The following is a 16,285-nucleotide window of genomic DNA, read 5'->3' on the forward strand; positions in this document are numbered from 1 at the left end:
CCGCGTGCAGGCCAGCGCCGAGGCGGCGCAGGCGCGGCGCAGCGCGGCGGCGAAGCTCAGACCACGGGCGAGCGCCGCGACCAGTGTGCCGCAGAACGTGTCGCCGGCGGCGGTGGTGTCGACTGCGCTGACGGCGAACGCGGGTTGGTGCAGGTGCTCGCCGTCGAGGCGCGCGCGGCAGCCGCGAGCGCCGAGGGTCACCACCACGCCGCGGGTCGGAATACACGCCAGCGCGGCGTCGAGGTCGCCGGCGATGCCGCTGAGGACGGCGAGTTCGCCTTCGTTGACGATCAACAGATCGACCGCATCCAGCAAGGAACTCGGCAGTGGCCGTGCCGGCGCCGCGTTCAGCACCACCCGGACACCGGCCGCGCGCGCACGTTGCGCCCAGGCTTCGACTGCGGCCAAGGGCGATTCGAGCTGCAGCAACAGATGACCGACGCCGCTGAGGTCGGGCAGATCCTCGCCGCGCAGGGCGTCGTTGGCGCCGGGCGCGACGGTGATCGCGTTCTCGGCGTCGTCGGACACGCACACGAAGGCGGTGCCGGTGGCCCGGTCGGCGACGCGCACGATGTGCGGCTCGACACCGGCTTCGCGCAGCGAGCGCTCGATCGGCACGGCGTGGGCGTCGTCGCCGAGGGCGAGCAGCATGCGCGTCGGCGCGCCGCCGGCGCGCGCACAGGCGACGGCCTGGTTGGCGCCCTTGCCGCCCGGGAACAGGGCGAGCTCGCGGCCGAGCACGGTCTCGCCGGGCGCCGGCACGTGGCTGGCGCGGACCACGAAGTCGAGGTTGGCCGAGCCGGCGACGAGAACGCAGCAGGACGATGCAGGGCTCATTTCGTCGTCTCCGCTTCGGCGGTGGCGGGGATGTCCAAGGCCCGATAGACCTGTCGATAGAAGTCGCTGCCGATGCGCGGCAGATCCCGCCGCGCCTCGCCGTGCGGCAGATGCTGCAACAAGGCGATGGCGATCAATCGCTGTCGCGGGTCGATCGCGTAGGTAGTCGAGGCCGCGCCCGACCAACCGAACTGCCCGCGCGACCCGGGGCGCTCGCGCTTGGCCGGGTCGATCACGACATAACCGCCGAAGCCGAAGCCTTCGCCGGCGCTGTATTGGTTCACCGGCGGATCGAGCATGCCGAGTTGGTTGCGCAGCATCGCAGCGACGGTGTCGGCGCGCAGCAAGCGCGGTCGCGGCCGGGCGGTCGAGCCTGGGCTCGGCGCCGCAGGGCCGGATGGGCCGGTATCGCGCAAAGCGAACGCCGCCGGCGCGTCGGCAGCGGCATCGGGCAGCGCATCCGAGGGCGCAGCGATCAAGCCGCCGTCGAGCAGCATCTGGGCGAAGCGGGCGTAGTCGCGCGCGGTCGAGTACAGCCCGCCGGCACCGCTCGGGTAGGCGTTCAAGCGCGCGCCGGGCTCGCGCGCGCTGGGGCCGTCGGCGATCCGCAGCCGGCCATCGTCGTCCATGCGGGTGATGTCGACCACGCGTTCGCGTTGCGAAGGCGATACCTCGAATCCGCTGTCGCGCATGTCCAGCGGCACGAAGATGCGGTCGTGCAGAAAGGCATCGAAGGGCTGCTCGGCGACCACCTCGATCACCCGCGCCAACACCTCCAGCGCGGCGCCTTCATAACCGAAGCGGGTGCCCGGATCGGCGGCGAGCGCCGCGCGGCTCAGGCGTTCGACGAAGCCTTGCAGGTCGGCGGCCGCATGCGGGTCGTGGCGCCGCACGATCGCCGTCGCCAGCTCGTCGCCTTCGAGCCCGGCCGGAAACCCGGCGGTATGGGTGAGCAATTGGCGGATGCTGATCTCGCTCGCGGCATCGCGCAGCCGCGGCGCATCGATATGGCCGCCGACGACGACCTGCGGCCGCGCCAGCTCGGGCAGATACGCCGACACCGGGTCGTCGAGCCGCACCCGCCCTTGCTCGACCAGCAGCATCAGCGCGGCCGAGGTGATGGTCTTGGTCATCGAGTACAGGCGGAAGATCGCATCGCGTCGCATCGGTTCGTGGCGGGCCAGGTCGCGGTGGCCGTAGGCCTGCCAGTCGACGATGCGGCCGTCGCGCGCGATCAGGGTGACCGCGCCGAGGTAGCCGTCCTCGCCGGTGACCGAGCGCATGAGCCCGTGCAGCCCGGTCATGTCTGCAATGGCGGGCGGTGGGGCGGCATGGCTGTCGACGGTCGTGGCCGCAGACGCCGAGCCGATGCACAGGCCGGCCAGCGCCAACACGGCGACCCCCGCGAAGCGCAAACGCTGCCCGCTGGCGCCGGCAAAAAACCACCGCCGCGGACACGACGGCGGAAGCGCCGGTCCGGCGACGGTTCGAGGGAAACGCGACGATGGCGGCAGACGGTTCAGAACTTGAAGGTATGCGTGAGCGAGAAGGTGCGGCCGCGACCGGCCCAGTAGTTCTGGAAGCCGCCGGGCGGCTGCGACCAGCTCAGGATGTACTGCTTGTCGAACAGGTTCTCGATGCCGAGCGAGAACTTGCCGTAGCGTTCGGTATCGAAGTTCATGCCCAGGTCGAACAAGGTGTAGCCGCGGGTGCTTTCCCTGAAATTGAAGCGCGCGCCGTCGAAGCCGCGCACGTCGCTGGCGGACAGGTTGCGCGAGAACAGGGTGGTGGCGCCCAGGCTGACGTCGCCGCGCGGGTGGAACTTCCAGGTCAGGGTCCAGGCGAACTTGTCGGGGTTGATGTCGAGCACGCCCATCGGCTTGTTCGTGCCGCCCGCGCCGTAGCGGCCGGCGGCGTCGGCGGCCCAGAACGAGGTCTTGCCGCGGGTGTGCGAATACACCGCGCTGAAGCGCCAGGCTTCGTTGAAGCGCCAGTCGCCGGACAGCTCGTAGCCCTTGATCCGCACCGGCGCGCGCAGCAACACGAAATCGTTGGTGGCCGGATCGATCGCCAACGACTGGCCGTAGTCGGACTTGGAGTCGTAGTGCGATGCGCTCAGCGCGCCGCGTTCGCCGCGCCAGTTGAAACCGAGCTCGGTGTTCTCGACCACGATGGCGTTGAGGTCTAGCAGGTCGGCGACGCCGATGCGCGGATCGTTCGGGCAGCCGTCGGGCTGGGTGTCGCCCGGGTCGTTGGAGCATTGGATATTGCGCAGCGGAATGCCGACGTTGGCCAGGGTAAAGCCTTCGCCGTAGGAGCCGAACACCGACCAGCCGTCGGTGATGCGCCAGACCGCGCCGAAGTTGCTCAGGTTTTCCTGGTAGTCCAAGGTCCCGCCGTCGACGTGGCGGCGGTCGCGGTACCAGGTGGTGGTGTAGCCGTCGACGTGCAGCTCGCCGTCTTCGCGGCGGATGCCGCCGCTCAGGGTGACCGGGCCGATGTCCCAGGACAGCTGCGCCCAGGGGGCGCGGCTCTTGTACTCCATCGGCGGCACCCACAGCCGGTCGGTCAGTGCCAGGCGCTGCTCGGCGGTGTCTTCGACCAGGTCGAAGCCGAGCCGCAATTCCAGGCCGCTGACCGAGAACAGCGAGGGCCGCGCCCAGGAGGTGCGCAGGCCTTTCTTGTTGGTGACGATTTCGGATTGGTCGTAGATCGAGCCCAGCGGCCCGATCAGCGGGTCCTGCTTGTCGATGGTGTTCTCCGGCAGGTAGCGCATCTCCTGGTCGGCCTTGTAGCCGTTGAGGGTCAGGGTGCCGCCGAAGAAGTCGGAATGGATATAGGTGAGCTGGTATTGCTTGAAGTCGTTGATCGCGGCCTTGGAGCCGAAGATGCTGCCGCGCTGGGAGGTGTTGGTGCGGGTGGCCCCGCACAGCGCGGCCTCGTCCGGGCGGCAGCCCAGCACCTGCACGTAGTTGGCCTTGCCTTCGATGTTGAAGTGGCTGACCGAGCCTTCGATGCGCTGCACGCCGTCTTCGCCGAAGGCGTAGCCGGCCTTGAGGAACAGGTTGCGCGATTCGGTGTCGGCCAGCGAGCCGCTGGTGTTCATGCCGATGCGGCGGCCGCTGCCGTCGTAGGTGATGCCGCGGTCGAGAAAGGAGGCGCTGGCGAGCAGGTCGAAGTTGCCGGACTTGCGGGCGAAGTTGAAGCCGAGCTTCCAGCCCTCGCTGTCGTCCTCGAACTGGGTGGTGTAGCGCGAGACGACGGTGAACTCGTTGCCTTCCTTGGTCGGGGCGGCCGAGAGGTAGTTGATGATGCCGCCGGCCGCGCCGATGCCTTCGGACGCGGAAGGGCCGTTGATGACTTCGATGCGGCCGACGATGCCCATGTCGGTGAAGGTGCCGTTGCGCGTGCCCTCGCGCAGCGGCGAGCCCTGCGGCACGCCGTCGAACAGGCGCAGGGCGACGCGGCCGCGCAGGTTCTCGCCGGTGTTGCTCATCGCCTGCGAGGATTCGGCGTAGCCCGGCACCGAGCGCGCCAACACCGCGGTCGCGTCCTCGGTCAGCACCAGGTTGCGCTGCACTTCTTCCTTCGACACCAGGGTGATCGCGCCGGGAATGCGGTCGACCGCCTTCGGGCTGCGCGTGCCGGTCACCACCACGTTGTCGAGATCGACCGCGGCCTGGTCGGTCGCAGCGTCGTCGTCGGCGGCGCTCGCCGCGGCCTCCTGCGCGTCGGCGGGACCGGCGATGGCGGAAAGCAGCAGGATGCTGCTGATCGCGGCGGTGAGTGGCTTGAGCATGTCGTGTCCCGTCCAGGCTGCGGTTGGCGGCGCGCGCCGGAACGGCGTGCGCATGAACCCCGGCGTCGACCGACGGCGGCGTGGCCGCGTCCCTGTGGCGACGTCCCCGACATCGCATGTCCCCGGAGTGAGTGCGAGCCTATGCGTTCGACTGCGCGCATAGAACCGCTGCGGACTATGTTCAGAGACTAGGATTTGTTGCTTGAGAATCAGGGTTTTCTTGCGGCGGTGCAGCATGCGCGGCGAGCGGCGCCGTGCTCGCCGACCGCGGCGCGCGCCCGCTCAGACTTTGGCCTGCATGGCTTTGCGGCTTTCCTGCAGCAGCACGGTCACCAGACGCACGCGCACGCTCGAACGCGACCAGACGATGCCGATGCAGCGCTTGGCCGAGGCGTCGGGCAGCGCGATGCGCGCGATGTTCAGGCCTTCCGGCCAGGGCCTGGCCCAGTCCGGTACCAGCGACACGCCGAGGCCGCGGTCGACCATCACCGCGATCGCGTTGAGGGCGTTGAGCTCGAAGCGTTCGCGCGGAACGATGTTGGCCGCGCGCAGGTACTCGTCGGCCTGACGGCCGCCCCACTGGTGGCGGTCGTAGCGGATCAGCGGTTCGTTGGCGAGCAGGTCGTGCGGATCGCGCTCGGCCATCGAGGCCGGCGCCAGCACGATCAGCGGCTCTTCGCGCAACAGCTGCCATTCGCAGGTCTTCGGTAAGGGGAACGGCGCCTGCAGCACGATTGCCGCATCCAGGTCGCCCTGTTCCACCGCGTGGTAGAGATCGGCCGAGTAGCCGGGCTTGATGAAGACGTTGATCTGCGGAAAGGTCTCGACCATGCGCGCGAGCACGTCGGGCAGCATGCCGGCCAATGCGGTCGGGCAGGCGCCCAGGCGCAGCTCGCCGGAGATCTCGCTTTCGTTGGCCACGCTGCGCAGGTCGGCGACGCTGCGCAACAGCTCGCGGCTGCGCGGCAGGATCCGCGCGCCTTCCTCGGTGACGCTGACGGTGCGGCCGACCCGGGCGATCAGCGGCGCGCCGATCTCGCGCTCCAGGGTGCGGATCTGTTGCGCCACCGCGGCCGGGGTGATGCCGAGCACGCGCGCCGCCGCGGCCATCGAACCCTGGTCGACGATGGTCACGAAGGTGTTGAGAAATTGGGTTTCCATGACCTCTCGCTGGCGTCGGGACGGTCGCGCGAATCGCGGCAAGCCGAGGCTACACGAGGGTCGTCGGGCCCGCGTATGCCATCAGGGGGAGGCCGGCGCGGCCGCGGCCGCGGCATCCTTGTCGCGGTAGATCGTCAATCCGTCGAGCGAGCGCGCCGGCGGCGGGAACAACAGGCTGGCGAGATAGCCGAACACGATGCACAGCAGGATCGAGATCGCCAGATAGAAGTACGGATGCACCAGGCGGAACGACCAGATCACCAGGGTCAGCACGATGCTGATGCCGATGCCGATGGCCACCCCGGGCGAATTGGCGCGGCGGGTGAACATGCCCAGGGTGTAGGCGCCGGCGAAACCGCCGCCGAGCAGGCCGGCCAGTTCGATCGACACGTCGAACAGCGAATGGATGTCGAAGCGCGACAGCAACAGCGCCGCGCCGATGCCGACCAGGCCGACCGCGACGGTGGTGAGTTCGGCGACGAACACGCTTTTCTTGGCGGTGCCGCGCTTGGCCAGTTTCTCGTAGAAATCCACCGAGATCAGCGTGGCCACGCTGTTCATGATCCCCGACAAGGTCGCCATCGCTGCGGCGAAGATGCCGGCGATGATCAGCCCGGTCACCCCGACCGGCAGTTCGGCGGCGATGAACAAGGGGAAGGTGGCGTCGATCGGCAGCAGCGGGTTCATCCGCTCCGGGTGCGCTTTGTAGTAGACGAACAGCGCGGTGCCGATCATGTAGAACACGAAGCCGCCGGGGATCATGATCGCGGCGAAGGCCCAGATCGAACGCCCGGCCTCGCGGTCGGATTTGGTCGACAGGGTGCGCTGCATCAGCACCTGGTCTTTCGGGAAGGTCAGCACCACGTCGAACAGCACCAGGAACACGAAGCCCCAGACCGTGGCCTTGGTCATGTCGAAGCTGAAGTCGAACAGGTGCATCTTGTCTTCGGCGCGGGCGATGGCCAGGAACTCGCCGAAACCGCCGTGCAGCTGCCAGACGATGAAGCCGATGGCGAACACCGCGCCGCCCATCTTGACGATGACCTGGACGAAATCGGTCCAGATCACCGCCTTCATGCCGCCCATCGCGGTGTAGACGATGGTGAAGCCGCCCATCAGCAGCACGCTCCAGAACACGCTGATGCCGGTGATGGTGGCGATCGCCAGCGCCGGCAGGAACAGGATCACGCTCATGCGGCTGCCGATCTGGGTCAGGATGCACAGCGCGCTGGCGAGCATGCGGATCGCCGGATGGAAACGCGTCTCCAGGTAGGAGAACACCGACATCAGGTCGAGCCGGCGCAGCAGCGGCACGATCCAGATCGCGACGAAGATCAGCCCGAGCACGGCGATGAGGTTGTTGGTGAGGTATTGCCAGTTGCTCTCGAAGGCCTTGGCCGGAATGGCGATGAAGCTGATCGAGCTGGTGTTGGCGGCGTACAGGCTGACGCCGGCGGCCCAGAACGGAATGCTGCGGCCGCCGACGAAGAAGTTGGCGGTCGAGTTGCGCTTCTCGCGCACATAGAAATACAGGCCGATGCCGATCATGCCGGCCAGGTAGACCACGATCACCAACCAGTCCAGCCAGTGCAGCAGCAGCTTGTTGGCCTGCACTTGCACGGTCGTGAACGCGGTGCGGCGGCCGTCGGCCGAGGCCTGCGTCCACAGCAGGCCGTCGGGCCAGGCGGCGGTGAGCTGCGCGCCGGCCAGTTGCGCGCCGGGCAGCGGCGCCCAGGCGCTGGTGATGGTCTGGTAGGTCATCGGCGTCGCGGCCGTCGCGCCCGGCGCGATCACCGGATACAGCACGTGGGCCTGGCCCAGGGCGCGCCCGGCCCCAGGCAGCACCTGCCCCGGCACGGCGCCGGCCTGGCGCCAACCGTGTTCGGCCGACCAGCGCAGTAGTCGATCGGCGCCGCCGTGCGGGTCGGCGACGGCGACGAACAGGGAATGCGTCTGCACCGCCAACGAGCGCGGCGCGCCCGCGCCGGGCCAGATCGCGACCGCGCTCCAGGCCGCGGTCGCATCGGCGAGCCCGCGCTGGAACAGGCGCATCGCACCGTCGGCATCGCGTCCGGCGACGAACAAGCTCTCGGCCGACAAGGCGCCACGCACCTCGCTGAGGGCGGCCGGCAACGGCGGCAGCGGCGCCAGGCCGAGGTCATGCTCGTCGAGTGACAACTGCGCGACCGCAGTGGCGCCGGCGCCGGCGTCGGAGACGGCATAGGCGCGGCTGCCGTCGCCGATCAGCGCGGCGAGCGTGGCCGTATCGGTGGCGGGACCACGCGCGCGCAAGGCGGTCCAGGCGGTGTCGCCGGGCGCCAGACCCCAGGCGCCGTCGCGGGCGATGGCGACGGTGCGGCCGTCGAGCGCGGCGACGCCGAGCAGCGGCGAGGGCGTGTCGAGTGCGGGCAGGCTGGCGCTGCGCAAGGGCGTCAGCGGTTCCGCATGCAGTGGCGCGATCGCGATCGTCAGCACCGCGCAAACGACGAGCAGGCGCCGGGCGATGCGCTGCGCGAGCGTGGCGAAGCCTCGGGGCGAGCGTGAGGGGGCGGTCGGGTGGTCGATACGCGGCGGGCTCATGTGCGCTCCGCGGCCGCGACCAGGGCCTGGGCGCGCTTGAGGAAGGGCAGGTCGATCATGCGGCCGTCGACGACGAAGACGCCACGGCCGTCGGCCGGCATCGCCTCGGCCGCGGCCAGCACCCGGCGCGCCGCTGCCAGTTCGCTGGCGCTGATCGCGAAGGCGGCGTGGGCCAGCGCGACCTGGCGCGGATGCACGCAGGTCTTGCCGAGATAACCGAGCCGGTGCGCGGCCTGCGCCTCGGCGCTGAAGCCGGCGTCGTCGTGCAGGTCGGCGTAGGCGCCGTCGAGCGCGAACACGCCGGCCTGGGCCGCGGCCATGCGCACGGCGAACATCGCCGCATGCACGTTGGCGCGGTCGCGGCGGTCGATGCCTTCGGCCTCGAACAGATCGCCCAGGCCGAGTTGCAGCCCGGCCACGCGCGGATGCGCGGCGGCGATCTCGGCGGCATGGCCGAGCGCGCGCGGGGTTTCGATGTTGACCAGGACCTGGATCGGCGGCGCGAAGGCGTTGTCGGCCTGGGCGCGTTCGACCGCCGCGACGGCCGCGCGCAGGGCGCTCGCCGATTCGATCTTGGGCAGGTTGATCAGGGTCACGCCGGCGCGCGCGACCGCGGCGAGGTCGGCGGCGAAGTGCGGCGAAGCGGGGTCGTTGACGCGCACGATGACGACCTTGGGCGAGGCCGCCACCGCCGCCGAGGCGACGAAGGCGGCGACCGCGGCGCGCGCGGCGTCCTTGGCGTTTTCGGCGACCGCGTCCTCGAGATCGAACGACAGCGCATCGGCCGGGCCGGCCAGCGCTTTGGCGAACAATTCCGGCCGCGACCCGGGCACGAACAGCTTGCTACGCATGGATCACCGCGGCGGAATGCGAATCGTCATGGGGCTGGAGTGTGCGACAAGCGGACCGCGGCAATCGCACAGGGCCGGCATGTTCAAACGATAGGTTTTGTTTCGATCCGCGCCGCGGGGCGATCCGGCGCTCGACCCGGGATCGGCGGTTTCGGCGTGGCAACGTCGCCGAAGCGGCAGCGATCCGGCATCGAAGCGGCGGGAACGTTCCCCATCGGGCCGATGCAGCCGATAATGGCGCCCTGTCCGCCCAGGTCCGCGCCCGTTCGCGTGCCGCCAACGAGCCGCCGATGACGTCCAGCCGCAGTTTCCCCGACTACCCCTTCCAGCCGCAGCGTTTCCAGGTCCGCCCCGGGATCGAGATGAGCTATCTCGACGAAGGCCCGCGCGATGGCGAGGTCGTGGTGATGCTGCACGGCAATCCGTCGTGGAGCTATTACTGGCGCAAGCTGGTGCTGGCGCTGCGCGATCCGAGTTCCGGCAAGGCCTATCGCTGCATCGTCCCCGACCATGTCGGCATGGGCCTGTCGGACAAGCCCTCCGACGATCCGGCAGTGCAGCCGCATTACGCTTACACCCTGCAGTCGCGCGTCGACGACGTCGAGCGCCTGCTCCAGCATCTCGGCGTGACCGGGCCGATGACCCTGGCCGTGCACGATTGGGGCGGCGGCATCGGCTTCGGCTGGGGGCTCAAGCATTCCGAGCAGATCAAGCGCCTGGTCATCACCAACACCGGCGCGTTCCCGCTGCCGGCCGCCAAGCCGCTGCCCAAGCGCCTGCGCCTGGGCCGCGATTCGGCGATCGGCACCGGCCTGATCCGCGGCTTCAACGCCTTCGCCGGCGGCGCCGCGCGCATGGGCGTGGTCAAGCCGATGCCGGCCGAGGTGCGCCGCGCCTACCTGGCGCCGTACGACTCCTGGGCCAACCGCATCGCCACCTCGCGTTTCGTCCAGGACATTCCGCTCGCCGACGGCGACCTGGCCTGGCCGCTGGTGCAGGCGATGGGCCGCAAGCTGCCCGAGTACGCAGACCGCCCGGCCTTCATCGGCTGGGGGCTGCGCGATTTCGTCTTCGACCATCACTTCCTCAAGGGCTTCACCGACGCGCTGCCGCAGGCGCAGGTGCATGCCTTCGACGATGCCGGCCATTACGTGCTGGAAGATCAGGCCGAAGTGCTGGTGCCGGAAATCCGCGCCTTCCTCGACCGACACCCTTTGAGCTGAGCCGATGACGACCCCGACGTCAGCACCCGTCATCGAAGCCGGCGTCATCGAAGCCGGCGCCGCCGCTGCGAGCCGCAACGACACCTGCAACATCGCCGCCGCGCTGCCGGCCTGCGCCGCGCAATCGCCCGAGCGGGTGGCGATGCGTTGCCCGGGCACGCGCCGCAGCGACGGCCTGGCGAGTTACGACGTCGAGCTGACCTACGGCGAACTCGACCGCCGCAGCGATGCGATCGCCGCCGGCCTGGCCAAGCGCGGCATCGTGCGCGGCACCCGCACCGCGGTGATGGTGCGGCCGTCGCCGGAGTTTTTCCTGCTGATGTTCGCCCTGTTCAAGGCCGGCGCGGTGCCGGTGCTGATCGACCCGGGCATCGACAAGCGCGCCTTGCGGCAATGCCTGGACGAGGCCGAGCCGGAGGCCTTCATCGGCATTCCGCTGGCCCACATCGCCCGCGTCGTGCTCGGTTGGGCGAAGTCGGCGCGCATCCGCATCACCACCGGCCGGCGCGCTTTCCTTGCCGACGACACCTTGGCGCGGGTCGAACGCGACGGTGCCGGTGCGCCCTCGCAACTCGCCGACACCCGCCCCGACGAAGTCGCCGCGATCGTGTTCACCAGCGGCTCGACCGGCGTGCCGAAGGGCGTGGTGTTCCGCCATCGCCATTTCGTCGCCCAGATCGAAATGATGGGCGAGGCCTTCGGCATCGCCCCCGGCGGCGTCGACCTGCCGACCTTCCCGCCGTTCGCCTTGTTCGATCCCGCGTTGGGCCTGACCTCGGTGATCCCCGACATGGACCCGACCCGGCCGGCGCAGGCCGACCCGGTCAAGCTGATCGACGCCATCCACCGTTTCGGCGTCGACCAGTTGTTCGGCTCGCCTGCACTGATGGCGGTGTTGGCCAAGCACGGCCAGGCCTTGCCGGGGGTCAAGCGGGTCACTTCGGCCGGTGCGCCGGTGCCGCCGGAAACGGTGGCGGCGCTGCGCGAGTTGTTGCCGCGCGACGCCCAGTTTTGGACTCCCTACGGCGCCACCGAGTGTCTGCCGGTGGCGGTGATCGAAGGCCGCGAACTGCAGTCCACCCGCGCGGCCACCGAGCAGGGCGCCGGCACCTGCGTGGGTCGCGCGGTCGAGCGCAACGAGGTGCGGATCATCCGCATCGACGATGCCGCGATCGAACAATGGTCGGACGATCTGGTGCTGCCGGCCGGCGTGGTTGGCGAGATCACCGTGGCCGGCCCGACCGCGACCGACAGCTATTTCCGTCGCGATGCCGCCACCCGTGTGGCGAAGATCCGCGAAGTGCGCGGCGAGCTCGACCGCATCGTCCACCGCATGGGCGACCTCGGTTATCTCGACGGCGAAGGCCGGCTGTGGTTCTGCGGCCGCAAGACCCATCGCGTCGAAACCGCGAGCGGCCCGCTGTACACCGAACAGGTCGAGCCGGTGTTCAACACCCATCCGAAGGTGCGCCGCACCGCCTTGGTCGGCACCGGCGCATTCGGTGCGCAGGTGCCGTTGCTGTGGGTGGAGCTGCACGAACCGCGCACCGCGCCCGCCGAGTGCGAGCGCATCGCCGAAGAACTGCGCACGATCGGCGCCCAGCACGCGCATACCGCCGGTATCGAACGGATCCGTTTCCATCCCGGCTTTCCGGTCGACATCCGCCATAACGCCAAGATCGGCCGCGAGAAGCTCGCTGCGCAGGCCGCGCGGGGCTGAGGCGGGCGAGGAGCTGCGTCGGATTGACGCAGGTCGAGGCGCGCATGGCGAGACTTGGCTCTCGGTGCTTCGGGGGCGAAAAGCAAATCTCTCCTGGCCCTCCTTTTACAAAGGGGGGGCTCGATAGGACGGGGCGAAGAGGCTACAAGGGCTCCATAGACGGCACCGCGGCGGCTATCGCTGTTGCCCCCTTTGGCAAAGGGGGCGAACGGCCGCGCAGCGGACGTGGGGATGCTTTTCCGGGCCAGCGCACGCCGAAGGCCGCTGCGCTCGGCCTATGATGCGCAGGGTTTCCGCAGCCGCGCGCTGCACTCACGACTTTCACGGACGTAATGACGATGAAGATTCTGGTCACCGGCGGCGGCGGTTTTCTCGGACAGGCCCTGTGTCGCGGCCTGGTCGCGCGCGGGCATGAGGTGGTCAGTTTCAATCGCGGCCTGTATCCCGCGCTGGAACCGCTCGGCGTGATCCAGCTGCGCGGCGATCTCGCCGACCGCCAGGCCGTGATCGATGCCGCGCAAGGCTGCGAGGCGGTCTTCCACAACGCCGCCAAGGCCGGCGCCTGGGGCAGTTACGAGAGCTATCACCAGGCCAACGTGGTCGGCACCGAGAACGTGCTCGCAGCCTGCCGCGCCCACGGCATCGGCAAACTCGTCTACACCTCGACGCCGAGCGTGACTCATCGCGCCACCCATCCGGTCGAAGGCGGCACCGCCGACACGGTGCCCTACGGCGAGGGCTTCAAGGCCGCCTACGCGACCACCAAGACCATCGCCGAGAAGGCCGTGCTCGCCGCCAACGGGACGGACCTGGCCACGGTCGCCCTGCGCCCGCGCCTGATCTGGGGCGTCGGCGACAACCAATTGCTGCCGCGTCTGGTCGAACGCGCCCGCAGCGGTCGCCTGCGCTTCGTCGGCGACGGCCACAACCGCATCGACACGACCTATATCGACAACGCCGCGCAGGCGCATTTCGACGCCTTCGAGCATCTCGCCCCGGGCGCGCCCTGCGCCGGCCGCGCCTACTTCATCAGCAACGGCGAACCGCGCACGGTGCGCGAGACGGTCAACGGCCTGCTCGCCGCGGTCGGCGCGCCGACCGCCGACAAGACCCTGCCGTTCCGCGCCGCCTACGCCATCGGCGCGGTCTGCGAGCTGCTGTGGACGCTGCTGCCGCTGAAGGGCGAGCCGCCGATGACGCGTTTCCTCGCCGAGCAGCTGTCGACCACGCACTGGTACGACATGGCGCCGGCCCGGCGCGACTTCGGCTACGTGCCCCAGGTTGGTTTCGACGAGGGCCTGGCGCGGGTGCGCGCCCACCATGCCCAGGCCGGCGGCGCCGCCTCGACATCCGCGTAACAGCCAGCCGGCGCGCGCCGGCTAGAATGGCCGCATGACCGACACCGCCTCGCCCCTGGACGCGCTCAAGCCGATGGCCGGCCGCGCGCTCGAAGCCGCGTTGAACCGCGCGCTCGCGCTCGATCCCGACACCCGCGAAGCCCTGCGCCCGCTGGATGGCCGCAGCGTCGCCCTGCACCTGGCGTCGCCGCCGCTGGCCTTGCGCATCGTGGTGGCCGGCGAGCGCCTCGAAGTCGGGCCGGTGCGCGACAGCGACGAGCCCGACCTGTCGGTGCGCAGCACCCTCGGCGCGATCCTGTCGCAGTTGCCGAACCTGCTCGGCGGCGCGCGCAACGAACACGCCGCGCCGGTCGGCAAGCTGCGCATCGAGGGCGACGCCGATCTGGCGCGGCGCCTGCAGCGCCTGGCCGAACGCTTCGATCCGGACTGGCAGCAACCCTTCACCGCGGTGTTCGGCGATGTGATCGGGGTGCAGGTCGCCAACACCCTCGCCGGCGCCCTGCGCCATGCCCGCGACGCCGCCGGCGCGCTGGCGAGCAACGCCGCCGAATACGTCACCGAGGAATCGCGCGACGTGGTTCCGCGCGACGAACTCAACGCCTTCCACGACGACGTCGACACCTTGCGCGACGACGTCGAGCGCGCGGCCGCACGCGTGGCGCGCTTGCGCGACCGCGCGGGACGCGGCGCATGAGGTCGGCGGTGCGTGCCTGGCGCATCGGCCGCGTGCTGCTGCGCTATCGCCTCGACGACCTGCTCGACGGCACCCCGGTCGAACGCTGGCTCAAGCTTGCGCGCCCGTTCGTGCCGCGCGCTTCCGACGAGATCGCGGCGATGTCGCGCGGCGCGCGCCTGCGCCTGGTGTTGCAGGAACTCGGGCCGATCTTCGTCAAGTTCGGGCAGATCCTCTCGACCCGCCGCGACCTGGTGCCGCCCGACATCGCGATCGAGCTGGCCCTGCTGCAGGACCGGGTCGCGCCGTTCGACGGCGAGACCGCACGTAAGATCGTCGAGGACGCGCTCGAGCGCCGCATCGGCGAGGCCTTCGAATCCTTCGATATCGAGCCGCTGGCTTCGGCCTCGATCGCCCAGGTGCATGCGGCGCGGTTGCCGGCGCAGGACGGCAAGCCGCCGCGCGAAGTCGTAGTCAAGGTGCTGCGTCCCGATATCGAGGGCAAGATCGCCGGCGACATCGCCTTGCTCAAGGCGCTCGCCGCCCTGGTCGACCGCGCCCATCCCAGCGCCGACAAGATCCGCCCGCGCGCCATCGTCGCCGAGATCGAGAGCACGCTCGCCGCCGAGCTGGACCTGCAGCGCGAAGGCGCCAACGCCAGCGTGTTGCGCCGTTTCTGGGCCGACAGCGACGACATGTACGTGCCGGAAGTGATCTGGTCGCACACCGGCGAGCGCGCGCTGACCCTGGAGCGCGTGTACGGCATTCCATCCGACGACATCGCCGCGCTCGACGCCGCGGGCATCGACCGGCGTGCGCTCGCCTCCAAGGGCGTGCGGGTGTTCTACACCCAGGTGTTCCGCGACAATTTCTTCCACGCCGATGCCCACGCCGGCAACATCTGGGTCGACAGCGACCCGGCGCGGCGCAGCAACCCGCGCTTCATCGCCCTGGACTTCGGCATCATGGGCCAGCTGTCGGACGAGGATCAGTACTACCTCGCCGAGAACTTCATGGCGATCTTCAACCGCGACTACCGCCGCATCGCCGAACTGCACGTGCAGGCCGGCTGGATTCCGCCGCACATCCGCATCGACGAGCTCGAAGCGGCGACGCGCGCGGTGTGCGAGCCGTACTTCACTCGTCCGCTCAGCGAGATCTCGCTGGCCGAGGTGCTGGTCAAACTGTTCCGCACCGCGCAGCGTTACGAGCTGACCCTGCAGCCGCAGCTGATCCTGTTGCAGAAGACCCTGCTCAACATCGAAGGCGTGGGCCGTCTGCTCGACCCCAAGCTCGACATCTGGGCGGTGGCGCGGCCGGTGCTGCAGCGCATCCTGCTGGACCGCTACAGCCCGCAGCGGCTGGCGAGCGAGTTCCGCAAGCGTCTGCCCGAGCTGGTCACGCGGGCGCCGGAGATGCCGCGCCTGCTGCACAGCTGGTTGAACCAGCAAGTGTCGGGCCAGCACGAGTTGAAGATGCGCTCGCAGGACATCACCGAGCTCAACCGCACGATCAAGGACGCGGTGCGGCGTACGGTCGCGGCGATCCTCGGCACCGGCCTGTTGGTGGTCGCGGCGGTGTTGTACGGCATGGAATCGGGCGGGCCGAGGTTCTGGTCGATCCCGGCCTCGTCGTGGATCGCCGGGCTCGGCGGCCTGTGGGCGTTGCTGGCGGCGTGGCCGCGGAGCAAGAGCTCGGGTTGATCGGGCAGCGGGGTGCGACTTACTTCGCTCCTATAGGGGATGGATTCGCCGCGTTGCGTTGCAGGCTCCGCCTTTGTAGGAGCGACGTGAGTCGCGACCGCGAATGCGCAGAGACAGCAAGGCCATCGTCGTTCATCGAAGCGGCGCTCGCATAGGGTAGGAGCGGCGCGAGCCGCGACCGCGCTGCATCGGTCTCGCGGCGTATCGATCAAGCAAGATCTAGATCCAGATCAAACGCTAAGAGCTTCCGCCACTAAAGCGGCGGGTTACTTTCTTTTGTCATAAGCAACAAAAGTCCGTCTGGATTCCCTCCGGTCAAAGGTAACCAAAGAAGTTGCTTTTCTTTGAATCACAAGCCCGCGCGTTCGTTGCCAACGCGG

Annotated in this window: 11 protein-coding genes (1 of these 11 only partly in view); 5 read left to right on the top strand and 6 right to left on the bottom strand. The window is 69.6% G+C overall.

Going from position 1 to position 16,285, the window contains the following annotated elements:
• From GLA29479_RS19815 to GLA29479_RS19840, 6 genes are all read right to left on the bottom strand, one after another.
• Nucleotides 1–837 carry the 5' portion of a ribokinase gene (locus GLA29479_RS19815; protein ID WP_057972602.1) on the bottom strand. The gene continues 24 nt to the left of window position 1, outside the view, so the window shows 837 of its 861 coding nt (coding positions 1–837); the start codon lies at nt 835–837; its stop codon lies off the left edge, out of view.
• Nucleotides 834–2,231 carry a serine hydrolase domain-containing protein gene (locus GLA29479_RS19820; RefSeq protein ID WP_144436644.1) on the bottom strand — a complete coding sequence of 466 codons (1,398 nt, stop codon included), beginning with the start codon at nt 2,229–2,231 and terminating at the stop codon, nt 834–836. The genes GLA29479_RS19815 and GLA29479_RS19820 overlap by 4 nt, the downstream gene beginning before the upstream one ends.
• A 125-nt stretch (nt 2,232–2,356) precedes the next feature.
• Nucleotides 2,357–4,636 carry a TonB-dependent receptor gene (locus tag GLA29479_RS19825; protein ID WP_057972604.1) on the bottom strand — a complete coding sequence of 760 codons (2,280 nt, stop codon included), beginning with the start codon at nt 4,634–4,636 and terminating at the stop codon, nt 2,357–2,359.
• Between the two features lie 282 nt (nt 4,637–4,918).
• Complete coding sequence (locus tag GLA29479_RS19830) at nt 4,919–5,797, bottom strand: LysR family transcriptional regulator (RefSeq protein WP_057972605.1); 879 nt, start codon at nt 5,795–5,797, stop codon at nt 4,919–4,921.
• Nucleotides 5,798–5,878: 81 nt separating this feature from the next.
• On the bottom strand, nt 5,879–8,377 hold the full coding sequence (locus GLA29479_RS19835) for a sodium:solute symporter (RefSeq protein WP_057972606.1): 2,499 nt from the start codon (nt 8,375–8,377) through the stop codon (nt 5,879–5,881).
• Complete coding sequence (locus GLA29479_RS19840; RefSeq protein WP_057972607.1) at nt 8,374–9,228, bottom strand: HpcH/HpaI aldolase/citrate lyase family protein; 855 nt, start codon at nt 9,226–9,228, stop codon at nt 8,374–8,376. The genes GLA29479_RS19835 and GLA29479_RS19840 overlap by 4 nt, the downstream gene beginning before the upstream one ends.
• Before the next feature lie 290 nt (nt 9,229–9,518).
• On the opposite strand from GLA29479_RS19840, the gene GLA29479_RS19845 reads away from it, so the two are divergent.
• The 5 genes from GLA29479_RS19845 (at nt 9,519) to ubiB (ending at nt 15,905) form a co-directional block, all read left to right on the top strand.
• Nucleotides 9,519–10,451: an alpha/beta fold hydrolase gene (locus tag GLA29479_RS19845; protein ID WP_057972608.1), complete on the top strand. Its 933-nt coding sequence runs from the start codon at nt 9,519–9,521 to the stop codon at nt 10,449–10,451.
• A gap of 4 nt (nt 10,452–10,455) precedes the next feature.
• Nucleotides 10,456–12,171: an olefin beta-lactone synthetase gene (gene oleC, locus GLA29479_RS19850; RefSeq protein WP_082638828.1), complete on the top strand. Its 1,716-nt coding sequence runs from the start codon at nt 10,456–10,458 to the stop codon at nt 12,169–12,171.
• Between the two features lie 338 nt (nt 12,172–12,509).
• On the top strand, nt 12,510–13,529 hold the full coding sequence (gene oleD / locus GLA29479_RS19855) for a 2-alkyl-3-oxoalkanoate reductase (RefSeq protein WP_057973284.1): 1,020 nt from the start codon (nt 12,510–12,512) through the stop codon (nt 13,527–13,529).
• A gap of 34 nt (nt 13,530–13,563) precedes the next feature.
• Nucleotides 13,564–14,223, top strand: coding sequence for a ubiquinone biosynthesis accessory factor UbiJ (locus GLA29479_RS19860; protein WP_057972609.1), 660 nt, complete (start codon nt 13,564–13,566; stop codon nt 14,221–14,223).
• The gene (gene ubiB, locus GLA29479_RS19865; protein WP_057972610.1) at nt 14,220–15,905 is read left to right on the top strand and encodes a ubiquinone biosynthesis regulatory protein kinase UbiB; all 1,686 of its coding nucleotides are present in this window, start codon (nt 14,220–14,222) and stop codon (nt 15,903–15,905) included. The genes GLA29479_RS19860 and ubiB overlap by 4 nt, the downstream gene beginning before the upstream one ends.
• Nucleotides 15,906–16,285: the final 380 nt, after the last annotated feature.

Origin of the sequence: Lysobacter antibioticus (assembly GCF_001442535.1) — a bacterium.
Classification (GTDB): Bacteria; Pseudomonadota; Gammaproteobacteria; order Xanthomonadales; family Xanthomonadaceae; genus Lysobacter; species Lysobacter antibioticus.